Origin of the sequence: Limnospira indica PCC 8005 (assembly GCF_000973065.1) — a bacterium.
Classification (GTDB): domain Bacteria; phylum Cyanobacteriota; class Cyanobacteriia; order Cyanobacteriales; family Microcoleaceae; genus Limnospira; species Limnospira fusiformis.
This window is the reverse complement of record NZ_FO818640.1, coordinates 4,667,649-4,686,883: the sequence shown is the minus strand read 5'-3', so window position 1 is coordinate 4,686,883 and position 19,235 is coordinate 4,667,649. Positions and strand designations below refer to the sequence as shown.

Annotated in this window: 24 protein-coding genes and 1 pseudogene; 16 read left to right on the top strand and 9 right to left on the bottom strand. The window is 42.8% G+C overall.

Features of this window, described 5'->3' with window-relative positions:
• Positions 1 to 146 precede the first annotated feature (146 nt).
• The gene (locus XZ46_RS20545; protein ID WP_006623951.1) at positions 147 to 821 is read right to left on the bottom strand and encodes a HEAT repeat domain-containing protein; all 675 of its coding nucleotides are present in this window, start codon (positions 819 to 821) and stop codon (positions 147 to 149) included.
• A gap of 494 nt (positions 822 to 1,315) precedes the next feature.
• Here XZ46_RS20545 and XZ46_RS20535 point away from each other — a divergent pair, with 494 nt between their 5' ends.
• The 3 genes from XZ46_RS20535 to rimO all read left to right on the top strand — a co-directional run bounded on the left by XZ46_RS20535 (position 1,316) and on the right by rimO (position 4,161).
• Complete coding sequence (locus XZ46_RS20535) at positions 1,316 to 1,558, top strand: (2Fe-2S) ferredoxin domain-containing protein (RefSeq protein WP_035760086.1); 243 nt, start codon at positions 1,316 to 1,318, stop codon at positions 1,556 to 1,558.
• Between the two features lie 17 nt (positions 1,559 to 1,575).
• Positions 1,576 to 2,685, top strand: a complete 1,110-nt coding sequence (locus XZ46_RS20530; protein WP_006623954.1) for a mechanosensitive ion channel family protein — start codon at positions 1,576 to 1,578, stop codon at positions 2,683 to 2,685.
• Between the two features lie 156 nt (positions 2,686 to 2,841).
• Complete coding sequence (rimO, locus tag XZ46_RS20525; protein ID WP_008053450.1) at positions 2,842 to 4,161, top strand: 30S ribosomal protein S12 methylthiotransferase RimO; 1,320 nt, start codon at positions 2,842 to 2,844, stop codon at positions 4,159 to 4,161.
• Positions 4,162 to 4,738: 577 nt separating this feature from the next.
• Here the strand turns inward: rimO and aroA are convergent.
• Entirely contained in the window at positions 4,739 to 6,091 is a 1,353-nt protein-coding gene (gene aroA / locus XZ46_RS20520) for a 3-phosphoshikimate 1-carboxyvinyltransferase (RefSeq protein WP_006623958.1), read from the bottom strand.
• Between the two features lie 100 nt (positions 6,092 to 6,191).
• On the opposite strand from aroA, the gene XZ46_RS20515 reads away from it, so the two are divergent.
• Positions 6,192 to 6,683, top strand: a complete 492-nt coding sequence (locus tag XZ46_RS20515) for a hypothetical protein (protein ID WP_006623959.1) — start codon at positions 6,192 to 6,194, stop codon at positions 6,681 to 6,683.
• On the opposite strand, the gene XZ46_RS20510 is transcribed toward XZ46_RS20515, so the two are convergent.
• Positions 6,680 to 7,159: a hypothetical protein gene (locus XZ46_RS20510; protein WP_006623960.1), complete on the bottom strand. Its 480-nt coding sequence runs from the start codon at positions 7,157 to 7,159 to the stop codon at positions 6,680 to 6,682. The genes XZ46_RS20515 and XZ46_RS20510 overlap by 4 nt on opposite strands.
• A gap of 32 nt (positions 7,160 to 7,191) precedes the next feature.
• On the opposite strand from XZ46_RS20510, the gene XZ46_RS20505 reads away from it, so the two are divergent.
• The 5 genes and pseudogenes from XZ46_RS20505 (at position 7,192) to XZ46_RS34650 (ending at position 10,255) form a co-directional block, all read left to right on the top strand.
• Entirely contained in the window at positions 7,192 to 7,386 is a 195-nt protein-coding gene (locus XZ46_RS20505) for a hypothetical protein (RefSeq protein WP_155839133.1), read from the top strand.
• A gap of 32 nt (positions 7,387 to 7,418) precedes the next feature.
• A pseudogene (locus XZ46_RS20500) lies at positions 7,419 to 7,871 on the top strand (hypothetical protein); the annotation flags it as partial.
• 308 nt (positions 7,872 to 8,179) lie between these two features.
• Complete coding sequence (locus tag XZ46_RS33115; RefSeq protein ID WP_082113544.1) at positions 8,180 to 8,473, top strand: hypothetical protein; 294 nt, start codon at positions 8,180 to 8,182, stop codon at positions 8,471 to 8,473.
• 93 nt (positions 8,474 to 8,566) lie between these two features.
• Entirely contained in the window at positions 8,567 to 8,752 is a 186-nt protein-coding gene (locus tag XZ46_RS20490; RefSeq protein WP_006623964.1) for a transposase, read from the top strand.
• 33 nt (positions 8,753 to 8,785) lie between these two features.
• Entirely contained in the window at positions 8,786 to 10,255 is a 1,470-nt protein-coding gene (locus XZ46_RS34650) for a HEAT repeat domain-containing protein (RefSeq protein ID WP_006623965.1), read from the top strand.
• Positions 10,256 to 10,400: 145 nt separating this feature from the next.
• Here the strand turns inward: XZ46_RS34650 and XZ46_RS20480 are convergent, their stop codons facing one another.
• Together XZ46_RS20480 and XZ46_RS37635 are read right to left on the bottom strand one after the other, a co-directional pair.
• On the bottom strand, positions 10,401 to 10,766 hold the full coding sequence (locus XZ46_RS20480; protein WP_006623966.1) for a hypothetical protein: 366 nt from the start codon (positions 10,764 to 10,766) through the stop codon (positions 10,401 to 10,403).
• Positions 10,767 to 10,839: 73 nt separating this feature from the next.
• Positions 10,840 to 10,962 carry a Z-ring associated ZapG family protein gene (locus tag XZ46_RS37635; RefSeq protein WP_006623967.1) on the bottom strand — a complete coding sequence of 41 codons (123 nt, stop codon included), beginning with the start codon at positions 10,960 to 10,962 and terminating at the stop codon, positions 10,840 to 10,842.
• A gap of 134 nt (positions 10,963 to 11,096) precedes the next feature.
• Here XZ46_RS37635 and XZ46_RS20475 point away from each other — a divergent pair, with 134 nt between their 5' ends.
• The gene (locus XZ46_RS20475) at positions 11,097 to 12,578 is read left to right on the top strand and encodes a CIA30 family protein (RefSeq protein WP_006623969.1); all 1,482 of its coding nucleotides are present in this window, start codon (positions 11,097 to 11,099) and stop codon (positions 12,576 to 12,578) included.
• Between the two features lie 104 nt (positions 12,579 to 12,682).
• On the opposite strand, the gene XZ46_RS20470 is transcribed toward XZ46_RS20475, so the two are convergent.
• Positions 12,683 to 13,705: a DNA-methyltransferase gene (locus XZ46_RS20470; RefSeq protein WP_006623970.1), complete on the bottom strand. Its 1,023-nt coding sequence runs from the start codon at positions 13,703 to 13,705 to the stop codon at positions 12,683 to 12,685.
• 83 nt (positions 13,706 to 13,788) lie between these two features.
• Between XZ46_RS20470 and XZ46_RS20465 the strand changes: the two genes are divergently transcribed.
• From XZ46_RS20465 to XZ46_RS20455, 3 genes are read left to right on the top strand one after another with little or no spacing between them, the layout of a single operon-like run.
• Entirely contained in the window at positions 13,789 to 14,001 is a 213-nt protein-coding gene (locus tag XZ46_RS20465) for a helix-turn-helix domain-containing protein (RefSeq protein WP_006623971.1), read from the top strand.
• Between the two features lie 5 nt (positions 14,002 to 14,006).
• Complete coding sequence (locus tag XZ46_RS20460) at positions 14,007 to 14,438, top strand: PDDEXK family nuclease (protein ID WP_008053422.1); 432 nt, start codon at positions 14,007 to 14,009, stop codon at positions 14,436 to 14,438.
• Positions 14,413 to 14,760, top strand: a complete 348-nt coding sequence (locus XZ46_RS20455) for a hypothetical protein (protein WP_008053420.1) — start codon at positions 14,413 to 14,415, stop codon at positions 14,758 to 14,760. Before XZ46_RS20460 ends, XZ46_RS20455 begins: the two co-directional genes overlap by 26 nt.
• A gap of 32 nt (positions 14,761 to 14,792) precedes the next feature.
• Here XZ46_RS20455 and XZ46_RS20450 read toward each other — a convergent pair whose 3' ends face one another.
• Positions 14,793 to 15,347 (bottom strand): GGDEF domain-containing protein, encoded by a 555-nt coding sequence (locus tag XZ46_RS20450; protein WP_228116385.1) that lies wholly within the window; start codon positions 15,345 to 15,347, stop codon positions 14,793 to 14,795.
• 291 nt (positions 15,348 to 15,638) lie between these two features.
• Between XZ46_RS20450 and XZ46_RS35515 the strand changes: the two genes are divergently transcribed.
• Positions 15,639 to 15,782 (top strand): hypothetical protein, encoded by a 144-nt coding sequence (locus XZ46_RS35515; protein ID WP_008053416.1) that lies wholly within the window; start codon positions 15,639 to 15,641, stop codon positions 15,780 to 15,782.
• A 24-nt stretch (positions 15,783 to 15,806) separates the two neighbouring features.
• Positions 15,807 to 16,466 (top strand): hypothetical protein, encoded by a 660-nt coding sequence (locus XZ46_RS20445; RefSeq protein ID WP_006623974.1) that lies wholly within the window; start codon positions 15,807 to 15,809, stop codon positions 16,464 to 16,466.
• Between the two features lie 306 nt (positions 16,467 to 16,772).
• On the opposite strand, the gene XZ46_RS20440 is transcribed toward XZ46_RS20445, so the two are convergent.
• Complete coding sequence (locus tag XZ46_RS20440) at positions 16,773 to 17,261, bottom strand: PDDEXK family nuclease (RefSeq protein WP_048895211.1); 489 nt, start codon at positions 17,259 to 17,261, stop codon at positions 16,773 to 16,775.
• A 5-nt stretch (positions 17,262 to 17,266) separates the two neighbouring features.
• Entirely contained in the window at positions 17,267 to 17,479 is a 213-nt protein-coding gene (locus XZ46_RS20435; RefSeq protein WP_006623971.1) for a helix-turn-helix domain-containing protein, read from the bottom strand.
• 83 nt (positions 17,480 to 17,562) lie between these two features.
• Here XZ46_RS20435 and XZ46_RS20430 point away from each other — a divergent pair, with 83 nt between their 5' ends.
• On the top strand, positions 17,563 to 18,585 hold the full coding sequence (locus tag XZ46_RS20430; protein ID WP_006623970.1) for a DNA-methyltransferase: 1,023 nt from the start codon (positions 17,563 to 17,565) through the stop codon (positions 18,583 to 18,585).
• Positions 18,586 to 19,235: the final 650 nt, after the last annotated feature.

Here is a 19,235-nt window from a genome sequence, read left to right as displayed (position 1 = left end):
GCACCGGCCGCACCGGTTGACAAATCAAGTGCGATCGCTTATCATATTCTCGTGGGGGTGATATGGCTTCTCGCTTGATTTTTTATTCAACATAGCGACAATAAAGAAACTGGGTTTCAGGGTGAAAGAAACCCAGTTGCGAGGGGTTATAATGACTCGGCGAGGCGGTCTAGGGAAATCATAGCGGCTTCAGCGACTTGATGATGGCTGTCTTTAGCCAAGTATTTAAGGGCGGATAAGCTCTTAGGGCTAGGTAAATTTCCCAGAGCCTCGGCGAGACGCTGGCGAATTAACCAATCATCAGACTGAGCAAACTTGAGGATATGGTCTATGGCCTCGAGGTCGCGAATTTCACCCAAAGCAGCGATCGCCGCCTGTTGCAAAATCACCATATCACTATCAAGGGCAGACATCAAAACGTCACGGGCGCGGATATCTTTCAAATTGCCGAGAGAGACAGCAGCACTAAAACGCACTAGCCAGTCGGTATCCTCATAAAAAGCCCGCATGAGGGGTTCAACAGCCCTAGAGTCCCCCAAATACCCCAAAGCCCCGGCAGCATCGGCGCGAATGCCATAGTCGGGGTCAGTTTCTAATAATTTTACCAGAATCGGATAACATTCGTCAGTTTGTTTAATCCCTAGGGCGAAAACAGCCATTGACCGAATTTGTAGGCTTTTATCAAAGAGAACCTTCTTAATTAGGGGAACAGCTTGCTCTGGGGATACCTCGCGCAAGGAAGCTAAAGCTAACATCCGATCGCGGGTATTATCGCTGTCTAACTTACGGGAAATTTGGTCTAGGGGAATAATTACACTCATGAGATCAACTTATTAAAACTTTACATGGGGAATTTTTTCTATCCTATCTTAAAACTTTGAACAAGAAAAAGCCCCGCCTGAACAATCAATCAGCCGGGCCTTTAGCCAACAATCTTTGTAAGTAGGATTATTGCATATCCCACAGAGCCTTAAACAAAGTCTCAGCCAGCTTTCTGGATGTGGCATTCCTGGCAGCCTTGAGCGCCGCCCCAGATACTTTGTTCCCTTTGTGGCATGCTCTGGTAATCCAATAAACTCTAAGAGTGACTATACTATTTTGAGGTAGGGTTCCATCTGGTCTAATCTGGGCGAGTGCGGGTGATGATAACGTACACAGGTTAAAATACATGGCACAAGCCATTAAACCAAGAAACCCCGGTTGATAGTAAATTTGCTGTGGTTGCTGTGATTTTTGCCTCAACACTTTAACACTCGTGCAGATTCAACCCTTTCTGCTACCCAATTTTAAACTATCAGGACTTTTTTTCGATCTAATGTCTGTATCTAACTCTATCCAAATCATAATATGTCATAATCGGACCTGTCGTAAACAAGGCGCAGCCAAGGTTTTACAGGCTTTTCAGGCTGCCAATTTTTCCGTCGGGGTCATTACTCCTAGCGGCTGTCTGGGGTCCTGTGGTAATGGGCCGATGGTTTTGGTTTTACCGGAGCAAGTCTGGTATGATCACGTTACACCAGAACAAGTCCCCAGTATTTTGGGATCTATTGACAGTTAACAGTTGAAAAATTGACGATGGATATTTTAGAGATTTTACAAGAAGAATTATTGACCAATACCCTATCTGATTATTTAATCGCTTTTGTGATTATTGTGTTGGGTATTTTAGCCATCAGAGTCATCGAACAAATGATTTTGAGGCGGTTAAAACTCTGGGCGGTTAAAACGAATAGTCGGTTAGATGATGCCTTGGTGAAAATTGGGGATAGAGCCCTAATCCCCCTGGCTTATGTGGCTATATTTTATGTGGCAATCACTAACTTATCATTGCACCCAATTCTCGGTAATTTAATTAATGCGATCGCCTTAATTTTCTCCACCTTTTTAGGTGTGAGGCTGGTGGTATCCCTCGCTGAATATGCTATGCGGTTATACTGGTTAAATCGTCGAGAAATCGAAACCGTAGACCGCGCCCTAAATGCCCTATTGCCAGCCATTCGCACCGCCGCCTGGGGATTAGGAATTATCTTTGTGCTAGATAACCTCGGCTTCAATATTTCCGCCGTGGTAGCGGGTTTAGGAATTGGGGGTGTAGCCATTGCTTTAGCCTCCCAGGGAGTCCTACAAGACCTATTTAGTTATTTCTCCATCCTGTTCGATCGCCCTTTTGAAATCGGCGATTTTATCGTAGTTGGGGACATGGCTGGAAGCGTCGATTATGTGGGAATTAAAACCACCCGCATTAAAAGCATAACTGGCGAACAAGTAGTAGTTCCTAATACCAACCTCACCGCCTCTCGTATTCATAACTATAAACGCATGGAAAGGCGGCGGATACTGTTTAAAATTGGTGTCATCTATGAAACCCCCCAGGAGAAACTACAACAAATTCCTGCCCTCATTCGAGAGATTATCGAATCCATAGAAAACACCCTATTTGACCGGGCGCACTTCTCAAGTTTCGGAGACTTTAGCCTAGACTTTGAGATTGTTTACCACGTTCTCAGCAGTGATTATGCCATGTATATGGATATTCAACAGCGGATTAACTATGAACTAAAATCCGCCTTTGAAGCCAGGGATATTGAGTTTGCTTATCCAACTCAAGTCACCTATTTTGAGGGTATGAACAACCCCAAAAATAGCCCCAGCCGTGAACCTCTCAGGCAGATTTTGAACCCTTAGAATAAAAAGCGCCCTCACACTTACCCAAAATTTCGGAAACCGGAACTACAGAAAAGTAGTTATTGGTTGACTGATACCATTGCCAATTTTCAGGTTAACAGCTATAATAGCATACTTGTACTGTTCCGAGTTTGTGCATCCAAACTTTTACCAACTATGGCAACCAAGCCAACGATCGCATTTTCCCATTTAGGTTGCGAAAAAAATCGCATCGACACCGAACACATGATCGGTTTATTAGCCGAAGCCGGATATCAAGTAGACTCCAACGAAGAGGCGGCTGATTATGTGGTAGTGAATACCTGTAGTTTTATTGAATCAGCCAGAGAGGAGTCCGTCAATACCATAGTTGAACTCGCCGAAGCCCATAAAAAAGTAGTGATTACTGGGTGTATGGTGCAACACTTCCAGGAAAAATTACTTGACGAACTTCCCGAAGCTGTAGCAGTAGTAGGAACCGGAGATTATCATAAAATTGTTAATGTAATTAATCGGGTAGAAAAAGGCGATCGCGTCTCGGAAATTTCTGCCGACCCCACCTATATTGCTGATCATACCGTCCCCCGTTATCGCACCACCACAGAAGGGGTGGCTTATCTACGGATAGCCGAAGGGTGTAACTATCGCTGCGCCTTTTGTATTATCCCCCACTTGCGAGGAAATCAGCGATCGCGTACCATAGAATCAATCGTTACCGAAGCCAAACAATTGGCAGATCAGGGGGTCCAGGAATTAGTGTTAATCTCCCAAATTACCACTAACTACGGAACCGACATTTATGGTGAACCGAAACTCGCAGACCTGATCCGCGCTTTGGGTAAAGTTGATGTACCCTGGGTGAGAATGCACTATGCTTACCCCACCGGACTAACCCCTAAAGTGATTGATGCGATCGCCGAAACCCCCAATTTTCTCCCCTACCTAGACCTACCCCTCCAACATTCCCACCCGGAAATTCTCCGCGCCATGAACCGTCCATGGCAGGGTCAGGTTAATGACCAGATTATTGAGAATATTAAAACTGCTATGCCTAATGCTGTAATTAGGACTACTTTTATTGTCGGTTTTCCGGGAGAAACTAACAGCCATTTTGAACACCTCCTCAAATTTGTGAAACGCCACGAATTTGATCATGTTGGCGTCTTCACCTTCTCCCCCGAAGAAGGAACCCCCGCTTATACTCTTCCCAACACCGTATCCCAGGCGGTAATGGACGCGCGACGGGATGCACTAATGCAGGTACAACAGCCAATTTCTCTCAAGCGTAACCGCCAGTGTATTGGTGAGGTAGTGGATGTTTTAGTTGAACAAGAAAACCCCTCTACAGGCGAGTTTATAGGGCGATCGCCCAGGTTTGCGCCAGAAGTCGATGGTTTAGTATATGTAGAAGGAAACGCGCGTTTAGGGTCCTTAGTTTCCGTGAAAATCACCGATGCTGATATTTATGACCTCTATGGTCACACCCTAGAAAATTAACCCACAATTAATAATTAATAATTAATAATTAATAATTAATAATTATTGTCGGGTTTCTACCCCAGCAGTCAAGAAACCTCCCACCAGTCAAGAAACCCGGTTTCTCCAAGAAACCGGGTTTCTCAGCCAATAATTGACAGTCGAACCCGCCCCCCACAATTAATAATTAATAATTAATAATTAATAATTATTGTCGGGTTTCTACCCCAGCAGTCAAGAAACCTCCCACCAGTCAAGAAACCTCCCACCAGTCAAGAAACCTCCCACCAGTCAAGAAACCTCCCACCAGTCAAGAAACCTCCCACCAGTCAAGAAACCCGGTTTCTCAGCCAATAATTGACAGTCGAACCCGCCCCCCACAATTAATAATTAATAATTAATAATTAATAATTATTGTCGGGTTTCTACCCCAGCAGTCAAGAAACCTCCCACCAGTCAAGAAACCTCCCACCAGTCAAGAAACCTCCCACCAGTCAAGAAACCTCCCACCAGTCAAGAAACCCGGTTTCTCCAAGAAACCGGGTTTCTCAGCCAATAATTGACAGTCGAACCCGCCTCCCTCCACAATTATTAATTATTAATTATTAATTATCAATTGCTGTAAACTTCCCACAAAATCCGGGTAGGAAATAGCCGCCGCTTCGGCGCGATGAATAGTGGTAGAACCCGCCGCATTTAAAGCAGCGATCGCCAAACTCATAGCGATACGATGATCCGTGTCACTGTCAACTTCAGCGCCGCGCAAAGGGAAGCCACCAGTAATTTCTAAACCATCAGGTAACTCGGAAATTTTCGCCCCCATTTTAGTCAATTCCGTAGCCATAACCTGAATGCGATCGCTTTCTTTAACCCGCAATTCCGCCGCATCTCGGATGGTAGTAGTACCCTCGGCAAAAGCCGCCGCCACTGCCAAAATCGGAATTTCATCAATTAACCGAGGAATCAAATCCCCCTTAATTTCACAGGCTTTTAATGGCGAGAAACGGACTCGTAAATCTGCCACAGGTTCCCCCGCCACAAGTCGTTCTCCTTGGGATTGAATATCAGCCCCCATCATAGCCATAGCCTCCAAAATCCCCGTCCGGGTGGGATTAACCCCCACATTTTCGATGGTTATATCGGAACCCGGAACAATAGAAGCCGCCACCAACCAGAAAGCAGCGGAACTGATATCACCGGGGACAATCACAGTTTGCCCCTGCAATTTAGCCGGTCCGAACACCGTCACGCTGTTAGTGTCTGGATTGACCGTTAATTGCGCCCCAAACGCCTTTAGCATTCGTTCCGTGTGGTCCCGTGACAAGGCGGGTTCCGTCACGGTTGTAGCCCCTTCTACCATCAATCCAGCCAACAAAATACAGGACTTGACCTGAGCCGAAGCGATGGGGGAATGATAATGAATCGGTTGCAGTTGTTGACCATGAACCGCCAGAGGAGCGAAAGAACCCGATCGCCGTCCCCAAATAGTCGCCCCCATTTGGGTGAGAGGTGCAATCACCCGATCCATTGGTCTTTTGACCAGGGAACTATCCCCTGTGATAGTAAAGAGGCGATCGGGGTGAGAAGCCAAAATCCCCAGCATTAGCCTCATGGTAGTGCCAGAATTGCCAGCATCAAGGATGCGATCGGGTTCCTGTAAATTACCGATACCACAGCCTTTCACCTTAATCTGTTGTGAGTTCAACTCGGAAATTTCTGCCCCCAACCCAGAGAAACATTCAGCGGTGCTGCGAGGGTCTGCACCCAAGAGTAAACCCTCAATGGTGGTAACTCCTTCTGCTAGGGCTCCTAACATTAAAGCACGGTGGGAGATAGATTTATCGCCGGGAATGCGAAGGCGACCCTGGAGGGATAAACCGCAAGAGGGAGGGTCAATTTTGAGTTTCTGTTGTTTTTCTGTATTTTCTAGGGTGACAACTACAGATGGCATTAGGATAGATGTAGGTAAGGATTAATATTAAGATCCTATCGCTTTGGGGGTCCTGAGTTGCTATCAGGACTGAAAATCCTATCAATTAACAAGATATTTTATGCTCACTCATCACCGTAAGCCTGTTCGTCTATCTTGGATTTCTACGGATTTACCGCTGCGATCGCAAATTGAGACGGCGGCTACCCTTTACCAAAAAGACAAACAGCAGTTTCACTTGATCCTACAGGAACCAGATCTGTTAGATTGGCAATTGGAGAGTGATGGCGATCTATCCCCAATTGTACCATTATCTCATCAACCCAGACTGCTATGGTTGGAAGTGTCCCCCGGTCGTGCTGTCATGACTATGCAGGGAAAAAGCAACTTTAGCTATCGTCACCTATGGCAAAAAGGGATGTACGGGCTCAGTCGTTATTATCTTCAGGGTCAGTCGGAGTCTTTACCGAATCAAATTCGCCTGCGAAATTTTACCCGCGACCTAACTTTAGTTGGTTATCCCCTGCCAGAATTTTTGCGACTGGAGTATGAACTTTGGTCGGAAAAATTGCGCCTAGGTAACTATGTTTTACTGCTAGAAATTCACCATTAATTAGTCGATTTCGGCGGACAAGAAACTAGCATTTCCTGGGTTATATTATCATGGCGATCGCCTGCTTGCTGAGTCCTGATTGTGGCTTGGTGCATTTGTTGTTTGGCTTGTTTAAGTTGTTGTCGTCCTTGAAAGCTAACGGGGATAGTTTGTCCGGTTTCCAGCACCTGAGCCGTTTGGGTGAGACCTATGGCTATCTCCCGGAAACTCTGGCTATAACCATTTTGAAAAGTTTGTAATTCCTCGTTGTGAATATCTAGTTTTTCTACTTGGTTAGCGATGCCATCAAGTGCTAGGGCTAACTGTTTGGTAGTCGCTATATCGTAGCGATCGCTTTGGGCTGTAATTAAGGAATTACCCCGGTGTACCACATCAATTAGTTTTTCGCATTGCTGTACTTTTCCCCTCAAACAGCCTCCCAAGAAAGTAGTTAGCAGCAAGCTGATTATTAAAAACTTACCACGAGATAAAATCATTGGCGATCGTACCCTCCCATTGATTGGATTTGTTGATTAGTTTAACTGATACCTGGCTATTATTTCAAAAAACTACCCCCATGGCAAGACATCATAACGAAAATCACCCGGTTTCTGAGTCGGGGGGGGGTCAAGAAACCCGGTTTCTCAAAGAAACCCGGTTTCTCAGTCGGGGGGGGGTGAAGGCAGCAATTGAGGGCTGCTGTCGGAGCCAGACTAGAGTATAATTAATAATTAGAGACCTCGAAAACAGCTATAAATGACCAGATTGATCTACGACCAATTCACCAAACAATATATCCAGGAACTCTTAAAGCAATTAGGTGCAACTGAAACCAGCAAAACCATGGCTTCAGAAAGGCGAGAAATTGACATCTTTTTCACACCCCGCCCGGAAAATACCGCCTCAGCTAGTAACCTAGGCTTATTGGGAAAATTAGCCACCACCCCAGCGGTTTTTGAGCCTTTTAGCAATCCCGTTAAACCCAGAGAAATTCGCAGTTGTCTGGTGAAGCTCCTAGACATGAAGGCGCAATGGGAACGCCAAGCCACTCGGGAAAAAAGACGGCTCGCTCCCGGAGAATCACCCCGGTTGTGGATTCTGACCCCCACCGTATCCCCTGCCATTTTAGCAGATTTTGGCGCTACCGTAGACTTGGAAAACTGGATGAGTGGGGTGTACTTTCTCCCCAAGGGACTGGAAAGCGCTATGACAGCTTGTTCATTAAATATGTGTAACAATGAATACCTATAACAACTTGGTGATCAACTAGGGCTAAACTCAATTCCAACTGGATTCACCCATGAGCCGTTATTCTGTTGCTTTTAGGAAAAAAGTGGTCACCGCCTATCAATTAGGCCAAGGCTCAATTAGGCAACTTGCAGAGCAATTTATGATGAGTCCTGCTACTGTTCATAGTTATATCAAAAAAATATCGAGAAACTCAAGATATAACTCCTCAAAAGCCCGGGCTCAATCGTCCTAGCCAGCTAGAATCTTATCGAGACTTTATTATTCAGATGGTACAAGATTACCCAGATGGGACAGTTCGACAGTATCGAGAACATCTCCTAAATGAGCTGGATGTTTATGTCAGCGTCGGAGGAATGTGTGAATTCCTCAAAAAAGAAGAACTAACTCTTAAAAAAAATTACCGGTCAGAAAAGGTAGCAACGGAAGAAGGTCAACAACAGCGATTTGATTACCGAGAGCGGGTGAGATGTACCTCAAAAATGATATTCATTGATGATACAGCTTTCTGGGTAGGGATGATTCCCTCTATAGCGAGGAGTAAAAAAGGCAAAAAAGCATGATGTTTAATACCAGTTTATTAAGGCAGAAAAATTACCTTAATTGGAGCCATAAGTATCGAAAAATTGGTAGCTAAAAAAGCCATATAAGGCTCGATGAAAGGTAAAGATTTTCAGGATTTTATTGAACAGGACTTGGTTCCGAGACTGAATCCAGGGGATGTCGTAGTTATGGATAACCTTAATATCCATAAAATGGAGGGCATTGAAGAAATGATCACTGCTACGGGAGCCAGAGTAGAATATTTACCACCCTACTCACCAGATTTCAATCCTATTTAAATGTTGTGGTCAACGGTTAAGTCAGTGGTCAGAATGTTTCCAACACGAGCAATGGAAGCACTAGAACAGTTAATTAAACTGGCTCTAATGCTGATAGAAATACGTTTAAGAACTGGTTTACTAAATGCGGTTACTGTACTAATTAAATATCGAACAAGCTGTAAGACTTCGTGGGCTGATTTGGTGTTGCGGTTGGGTTGGTTAAATCGGGTGGGCAGAGATGGACGCGGCGATAGTAGTATTTTTGCCTTTTATCATGCGACGTTTCAGGAGTATTTTGCAGCCTTGACGGTGGAGGATTGGGATTATTTTATGCCTCGGAATCATGTTAATTTTCCGGTGGCGGGGATGCGGTATCGGATTTTTGAGCAGCAGTGGAAGCAGGTGATTTTGTGTTGGTTGGGGCGTAAGGATATTAAGGCCCAGAAGAAGGAGGAGTTTATTCGGGCGTTGGTTGAATTTAAGGGTGGGGTCAGAGATTTTTATGGAGATCAAGCCTATTTGCTGGCTGCTGCTGGGATTAATCAATTTAAGGCTTGTTCTCTGGCTACCGAGATGGTGCGGCAGGTGGTGAAGTGGGGGTTTGGTTATTTCAATACTGAAAAACAGGAATGGCGAACCTTTTTAGACCCCATCAAAGAAGCGGCGAGAGAGGTGATACCACAAACCATTAGACCCTTGGCGATCGCTGTATTGCTTGAAATTATCCGCACTACTGAGAATGAAAATAGCCGTAGGTGGGCGGCAGATAGTTTAGGGAAAATCGACCCAGGAAATCCCAAGGCGATCGCTGGATTGCTTGAAATTATCCGCACTACTGAGGATAAATTTACCCGTATTCAGGCGGCAGATAGTTTAGGGAAAATCCTCACCACACCTGAACAATATGCAGGAGTCGTCTCCGCCTTAAAAGACTGCCTCAGCGATGAAACCTACAGAGACAACTTTAAACGATTCGCTAAATGCTACGAAGTCATCTGGGACTGTGCCGAAAACCTCCCCTATCCCGAATTTTATCAAGCATGGCACAATCTCGCCGCCACCCCGACCCCCTTTATTCAACAGTGTAACCTCGCCCTTGTCCCCCAAATCCTCAACCAAGCCATCCAAACCCACCCCCTCAACTGCCAAGCCATTTGCATCGATGGCAGCCGCTTCAGCGACCCCAGCAACCCCGCCTTGCAAATCTACACCACCTTGAAAAAAGCCGGATGTCCCCCCAGTCCCGACGGTAAACCCCGTACCATTGCCGAATTACAAGCCTACTGCGAGGATGACCTCAGCGACCATCCAATTGCCCTCATCCTCTACGAAGAACCCACCGACCCACCCCCCCAAGGCTTTGATATCGCGGTACTCAATAAACTCGCCCGCTTTAGCCATCCCCCCATGGCGGTGATTGTCCCCCAACGCCTCCCCGAGTGCCGATTACCGCAATTCCTAGAAAGCGACCCCGATTTGATTGCCCATCTCCTCCAGTGGTTGCAAAACTTGGCACGATGAACGGGTGAAATTAGCATTCAATCCCTGAGCATCGGACATGGCTCTACTATAACCCGGTTGCGGGAAACTGGGCTATAATTGCTGTTGTTGGTGACACCAAAAGGCGATGGCAGCCACCCCTAAGCTACTACCATATTGATGAGGCTTAGGTGTTCGGTTGTAGGGTATTTTTGCCCAGGGAAATCACTAATTGAATTAGGCGAGATATATGGGTGGGTTTAGCGATCGCCCAAATATTAATGCTCACACAAACCGCGGCCAAAAATAACAGAATAAATGTGGGAGCCATCACCACACCGATCGCAAACCAAGTCCAAACATGAGCCACTAGAACCCCAGCATATAAACTGGCAAATCCCACCATCAATAACATTTGCTGCTGAGAACGTCCCACCGCTGTAAAAATCATCGTTTGCAGAGTCGCGATTAAATTCATGGGGACTAAGAAGGCGCAAATCATCCCACAATTAGCGCGGGAAAATTCGGCGATACTATTGACATCTAAAATCATGGTGTTTTATAATGGTAGAATTTCCTAAAGTGTAGCTGAGTTTTCCCAGGAAATACTGAATCTTTGCCAAAATTTAATCATCTTTTTTCCGTAGGGCTGTTGTCCAAAAATTCGTGAACATCATCAGCATCGCACCTAAAAAAATTATCCCAGCTAATCCCGCTGCGATCGCAGTTTCCCAATCAATGTTTTCCATAGAATGAATATCATGCTATCCGTCTAACCCACACCTTAGCACAAATACCCACCGCCAGAGAACGGGTAATCACCGACCCCCTAGATTCTGTAACATATCTTAATATAGTAAACAGCAACACCTGAAGGACAGATATGGCTACAGAAAATAAAAAAGCACCTTGGGACATCAATCGGTTTGTAAAAACCCTCAACTATTTTGGCGTAATTCCGTTTCTAGGTAGTTGTCGGTGGCTACAGAAGCTATTTGGGGGGGAAGCCAAGCCACCGAGTCCCCCCTCTGAAGTCGTCCTAGTGGTCGGTGCGACGGGGGGAGTAGGTAAGCGGGTGGTTAAACGCCTCCAGCAACAGGGTATCAAAGTAAGGGCCTTGGTTCGAGACCGGAAACGGGGACTAGAAATGCTGGGAAATAAGGTTGATATCATGGAGGCTGATTTAACCATCCCCGAAACCCTTACCCCCCAAGTCATGCAGGACGTGACGGCAATTATTTGTTGTTCAGGAACCCGAGTCCAACCCGTAGAAGGGGATACCCCCACCCGCGAAAAATACTATCAAGGGGTTAAATTTTATATGCCGGAGGTGGTTGATATTCCCGAATTGGTGGAATATAAAGGCATTCAAAATCTGATTAATGCTACCCCTAATACCTTGCGAAATTCTGGTCAAAAAATTCTGTTTGATTTTACCAAGCCAGACGCTGAACTAAAGGCGACTTGGGGGGCTTTAGATGATGTGGTGATGGGGGGAGTTAGTGAAAGTTCCCTGCGACTAATTGGGGATGCTGCTTTATTTACGGGCAATGTTTCGACGGCTAATTCTGGGGGGTTTGTCTCTGTCAGAACTCGGAATTTTGAACCGCCTTTAGATTTATCGGAGTTTGCGGGAATTGAACTGCGGGTGAAAGGAGATGGCAAGCGTTATAAGTTTATTGCCCGCTGTGATGAAAAGTGGGATAGTATTGGTTATTGCTATTCCTTTGATACGGTTTATAATATTCCCATGACTATCAGGATTCCTTTTGAACAATTGATTCCTGTGTTTCGTGCCAAAACCCTTAAAGATAATCCCGGGTTTAACTCAAAATCGGTCTATGCGTTTCAATTGATGCTGAGTAAGTTTGAATATGATGGGGAGTTAAACCCTAAGTTTGAAGCGGGTATGTTTCAACTGCAAATTGAATCGATTAAAGCCTACGGAAATGCGGCTAAACCTCGCCTGGTGATGGTGAGTTCTGCGGGTGTCACTCGTCCGGGAAAACCAGGATTAAATTTAGACGAAGAACCTCCGGCGGTGCGAATGAATGACCAATTGGGAGGTATTTTAACCTGGAAATTGCGAGGGGAAAATGTAGTGCGATCGAGTAATATTCCCTATACGATTATTCGCCCCTGTGCTATGACGGAAGAACCTGGCGGCGAGGCTTTGATGTTCGACCAAGGAGATACTATTAAGGGGAAAGTCAGTCGAGAGGATATTGCGGAACTCTGTATTAAGGCATTAAATCAACCATCTGCTACTAATGTTACTGTGGAGGTGAAGGCTTTGGCTAATGGCGATCGCTCTCCCCACTCGGCACCGGAGTCGGGGTTATTTGCGACTCTCCAACCTGATTAAATATTACCTTACTTAAAGTAGTGAAAGCGGGCGATAATGCCCGCTATTTTATGAGTTAATCGGGTCAATCCTATATATACTGATATATGATGGGTAAACTGATATTAAAAAAGCTGTAATTGCCGGGAATGAGGAAGAAGGGGGACTGATTCACCTAACATAACTTTTTGATGCAGTAAACTTAAATCCTGCTGATTAATCTTGTCTTCCATAAAGCGTAACGAAGAAGTCGCCACATATTCTAAATCTGTCTCAAAAGCCAACCAATGGCGGCATTCCTGTTCAGCCACAAATCCCGTGGTATTAGAACCAGAAAATATATCAACGACTATATCTCCGGGGTCTGTTAAAAGTTGAATAAAAAACTTAGGCAGTTGACTGGGAAAACGTGCAGGATGAGCTTTTAATCCCAAGGCTTTACATCCCCTGAGATATTGGCTATTGGAATCTGTATTAGGAATTTGCAAGAGATTACAAGGAATTGCACCGCCGTTATTTTTAGCAAAGGATTTGCTAATATCATGTCCAGATGGGCGCTTTTTGGCATTATAAAACTTGTCAGGATCAGCCAGCAGTTTTTGCATTCTGGGGCTATAATCAGTCAATACTTTAGTTACATCGGATTTGGGAAATTCCGACTTACTAAACCACCAAACTGTATTGATTGAATCTTTGACCCTAATCTTGCGTTTGTTAACCCATTCTATAGGACTTGGTAACTTGGAAGGATTAAACCAATAAAAATCTTCAGCCAGGAAAAAACCAATGCGATCGCAAAAATAAATAGGAACCCTAAAATTATACAAACTTCTAACAGGTTTTCCCTTTTCATAAGCACCACCTAAATCTAAAACAAAGCTGCCATCATCTTTCAACTTTTGATAGACAACTCTGGCAAATTGGGCTAACCATTCAATATATTCGCTCTGGGTTTTATTTCCATATTCTTTTTGTCTTTGTAGTGCAAAAGGTGGACTGGTTAAGACTAGGTTAATGCTCTGATCAGGAAGCTGATTTAACAATTGCAAAGAATCCCCACAGAATGCAGCCCCCAGACCAGTATAATAACTGGGTTTGCTATTGATTTTTGTGAGATCTAGTGGAAATTTAATCTGTTCTGTGGTCATGATTTATTAATTATGCTACTTATAGTCTGTAGATGTATGGTCATCACTACCTATATTATATAGGATATGTCAGCTATCAGAATATGCCATCTAGTGCTAGAAATATTTTTGCTAAAAGATTAAAGCAAATTCGTAAAATGCGAGGACTTTCCCAGGAAAACCTAGCTGATATAGCAGGTTTACATAGAACCTATGTAGGCTCTGTGGAACGTGGGGAACGTAATGTGTCAATTGACAATATGGAACGTCTAGCTAAGGCGCTTGATGTTGAAATTACTGAACTTCTGAGGGAATAGTAACTATGAAATCTCATCCAGACAAAGCTATTCTTGACGAGTTATTTCCATATATTCAGCAGTATCAAGCACTAGCTACTAAACACGGAATTAATGATATTTTTCAAGATAATGGAGGTAAACTTTTACAGGTAATTTTGGTAACTGGATTACAAATAATACCTGGAAGGGAGGGGAATGATGCTAAAGATGCTGATGGTAATGAATTTGAACTCAAGTCAGTTAATATCGCTCTAACTAAGAGTTTTTCTACTCATCACCACATTAACCCGCGCATAATTGATAAATATAGACAAGTAGACTGGATCTTTGCAGTATACCGGGGAATCAACTTGTTGTATATTTATAAACTTACATCCTCAGACTTAGAATATTTTTATAGGAAGTGGGAAGAAAAGTGGTACAGTAAAGGTGGAAAAGATATTAACAATCCCTAATATTATCCGCATTGAAACTCCGGGGGATATGCTACTTTATGATGATGATTCTCCCATGAAACCTATCTATCGGGCTTTAGGTTATGTTCCCTTTGGAAGATTAATTAAAGCTACAGGAAGCGATCGCCTTAATCAACTTAACCAACAGTTTGCGATTCTCCAACAACAACAGCAGATTTCTCCATCCCCAGATTTTGATACCAAACGCCTTAACTTGCTACAACAAATCCTACAGGAAAGAATAGCGATTCATGTTTATAGTTATCGGTATTATTATCAGATTTATCGGCATCATCAAGGCGGTGGTGGTAGCTTGTGGTAAATGCCACTAATCATAACTTTTGGCGAGATAATTTAAGCCAAAAAAGCCAAGGCTTTGTTTGTCGTTTTTGCCTTATATAATGCAGATTCCATGCGTTCTAAACAGGCATTCATGTGTTCATTATGATGCACTTGAGTAAAACCTATTCTGGCAGAACAGGTAATTACCGCATCATCTAAGTTCATTTTGCGGCTTTTAAAGGCTTGCCAAATACGTTTGAGAGCAATTTTTGCACCTTGTGGGTCCGAGAAAATCACCATCACAAATTGATTATTACCCCAGTAAGCTACCCAGTCGCATTCGCGCAGGTGATCCTGAATTTCTTGGATGAGTTCCATTAACACCTGATCAGTTTTCTGATATCCCTGTTGTTGGAGACACAGATCTAAACCCTCTATCCCCATTAGCGCCAAGGATACGGGTAAGGTGTTACGTTTAGCAATGCCTAAACACTGCTTAATGCGATTTTTGACTGCTCTAGGTTCACTGACAGAACAAAAACAATCTCTGCTATTTATATCTTCAGAGTCCTGTAACTCTGGCTGTGTAGGAATTTGAGAGTAAGAATTTATCTCATCTGGTGGCAAAGTTACCCACTCCTTACTCGATGCACATATCATTTATATCATTTATTGATGAGGCTTGACTACGGCGATCGCATGACATTTACGCAACTGTCCATAACCTGGGGTCAACTCCACCCCCAGACCTCTACCTAAACGGGGGTTATAGAACACAAAGACACTGGTAGTGATGTGTAAGTCGTGATAGTATCACCTACTATCGCCACATTTGAGAGTTTCAATCCTACAGTAAAAACATAGACAAGCGCAGACATCAGTATCTGACTAATCACCTTAGCACCAGGGGTTATATCTATGCTAACACACAATCAACGAAGCGATCGCACCTGTAAACAGCCGCCTAAAATTATAGTCCCATCTGAACAACAATTTTTAGCAGAATTATTAGATCGTCTATGTAAACAGGTCAATCATCTCGAAAGTATATCTGAAATTTAACCACATTTAATTAGGTAAATTACCATGCAATATCCAATTTTGTCTTTGCCAGAATCCGGCACAATTCGCGAAAATATCGGACAACCAACCCTCTATATTTTCACTGCTAACAAAGCAGAAAAAGTCACACTAATTGTTTGGGCGGGAACTTTGCAAGCTGAACTTTATAGCCCTTCCGGTCGCGAATTAGCCTTTGTATCTTCGGGTCGTTGGCAGGGAAATATGCCGGAAACTGGAATATATCGGGTGATGATTTATCCACGCATTGAGTCTACCAATTGTGCTATTGAGGTTCAAATTGAACGACCATCACCAGAACCCAAACCAGAACCCGAACTAGAAGATAAAGATAATTCTAACGATACTATAAACCAAAAATTATCTAAGTATCGTTCTTTACCAGATCGCCCTATTGTAATTCGTTCAGGGGAATATAACGGGTCTGTGGGGTTCACATTATCGGCGCGCAGTATTCAACCCCTAACTATTCGTTGTCGCCAGGGTCAAATGATGAAAGTGACAGGGTTTGGAGTCGAATTAGCGATCGCCGGTCCTCATGGCAAGATTTTAGAGACAGGAACCCAAAACATTTCTACCCGGCTACCAGAAAATGGAGTTTATCGGATACTGGCTATTGGTGGGGAATTACCCCTAGATACATTAGTTTCTGTGGATGTTCGCTAATTGCCAATTTGCTGGAATTGTGACCATTTTAAAACCCGGTTTTTGGTGGAATAGGGCTAATTTTAGGGCAGACCATAAACCGGGAATAGCTCTTTAATATCAGGTTAATTTTCCCAGTTGGCATGACTAATAAATTAGCGGGCATTATCGCCCGCTTTCACTACTTTAAGTAAGGTAATATTTAATCAGGTTGGAGAGTCGCAAATAACCCCGACTCCGGTTCCGAGTGGGGAGAGCGATCGCTGACAATTTTCTGAGGTTTTATCAGTCCATACATTGCTGGGTTAATCTTATCAAAAATAGCCCCTAACTGTCAATAGAGTATAATAGCTGTCCATGTTCAATAACGTACTTTAATGGGATTTTGGGATTGTTAATATCTTTTCCACCTTTACTGTACCACTTTTCTTCCCACTTCCTATAAAAATATTCTAAGTCTGAGGATGTAAGTTTATAAATATACAACAAGTTGATTCCCCGGTATACTGCAAAGATCCAGTCTACTTGTCTATATTTATCAATTATGCGCGGGTTAATGTGGTGATGAGTAGAAAAACTCTTAGTTAGAGCGATATTAACTGACTTGAGTTCAAATTCATTACCATCAGCATCTTTAGCATCATTCCCCTCCCTTCCAGGTATTATTTGTAATCCAGTTACCAAAATTACCTGTAAAAGTTTACCTCCATTATCTTGAAAAATATCATTAATTCCGTGTTTAGTAGCTAGTGCTTGATACTGCTGAATATATGGAAATAACTCGTCAAGAATAGCTTTGTCTGGATGAGATTTCATAGTTACTATTCCCTCAGAAGTTCAGTAATTTCAACATCAAGCGCCTTAGCTAGACGTTCCATATTGTCAATTGACACATTACGTTCCCCACGTTCCACAGAGCCTACATAGGTTCTATGTAAACCTGCTATATCAGCTAGGTTTTCCTGGGAAAGTCCTCGCATTTTACGAATTTGCTTTAATCTTTTAGCAAAAATATTTCTAGCACTAGATGGCATATTCTGATAGCTGACATATCCTATATAATATAGGTAGTGATGACCATACATCTACAGACTATAAGTAGCATAATTAATAAATCATGACCACAGAACAGATTAAATTTCCACTAGATCTCACAAAAATCAATAGCAAACCCAGTTATTATACTGGTCTGGGGGCTGCATTCTGTGGGGATTCTTTGCAATTGTTAAATCAGCTTCCTGATCAGAGCATTAACCTAGTCTTAACCAGTCCACCTTTTGCACTACAAAGACAAAAAGAATATGGAAATAAAACCCAGAGCGAATATATTGAATGGTTAGCCCAATTTGCCAGAGTTGTCTATCAAAAGTTGAAAGATGATGGCAGCTTTGTTTTAGATTTAGGTGGTGCTTATGAAAAGGGAAAACCTGTTAGAAGTTTGTATAATTTTAGGGTTCCTATTTATTTTTGCGATCGCATTGGTTTTTTCCTGGCTGAAGATTTTTATTGGTTTAATCCTTCCAAGTTACCAAGTCCTATAGAATGGGTTAACAAACGCAAGATTAGGGTCAAAGATTCAATCAATACAGTTTGGTGGTTTAGTAAGTCGGAATTTCCCAAATCCGATGTAACTAAAGTATTGACTGATTATAGCCCCAGAATGCAAAAACTGCTGGCTGATCCTGACAAGTTTTATAATGCCAAAAAGCGCCCATCTGGACATGATATTAGCAAATCCTTTGCTAAAAATAACGGCGGTGCAATTCCTTGTAATCTCTTGCAAATTCCTAATACAGATTCCAATAGCCAATATCTCAGGGGATGTAAAGCCTTGGGATTAAAAGCTCATCCTGCACGTTTTCCCAGTCAACTGCCTAAGTTTTTTATTCAACTTTTAACAGACCCCGGAGATATAGTCGTTGATATATTTTCTGGTTCTAATACCACGGGATTTGTGGCTGAACAGGAATGCCGCCATTGGTTGGCTTTTGAGACAGATTTAGAATATGTGGCGACTTCTTCGTTACGCTTTATGGAAGACAAGATTAATCAGCAGGATTTAAGTTTACTGCATCAAAAAGTTATGTTAGGTGAATCAGTCCCCCTTCTTCCTCATTCCCGGCAATTACAGCTTTTTTAATATCAGTTTACCCATCATATATCAGTATATATAGGATTGACCCGATTAACTCATAAAATAGCGGGCATTATCGCCCGCTTTCACTACTTTAAGTAAGGTAATATTTAATCAGGTTGGAGAGTCCCAAATAACCCCCAATTCCGGTGGCCGATGGGGGAAAACGATCGCCTTTTATCTAAATCTTCCCCTCCACAAAAACATTAAGAGCCGAATGGTTGATTTATTGCCTTATAACAAATTTCCCCATATTCTCTCAACTGATTTTCCCCTTAAAAATTTTTTCCTTGAACAAAAATAAAATCTTCCTTCCAGGGTTTTTCTTTTATATTAAGGGGAAAAATAAACCTATAAGGAATTTTCTTAGTACCCTCTTTTTTTTTCCAATTAATTTTTAAGGTTAAAAAATCTCCCAATTTTGCTTTTTATTACACACAAGCGGATTTTTTTTTTATTAAAATTAATCTTTTTTTTTCGCTGGGAAAATAGATACCCCCAAAAAATACCCCCCCTTTTCCAGGGAGTGGGTTATTTCTCCTTTTTTTTTTTTGTTGTCTTTTTTTTTCTCTTTTTTATTTTTTTTTTTGTTTTTATAAAATATAATTTTTTATGGCCTTATTAATAATAATTGTTGTGTTAGGGTTTTTTGTTTT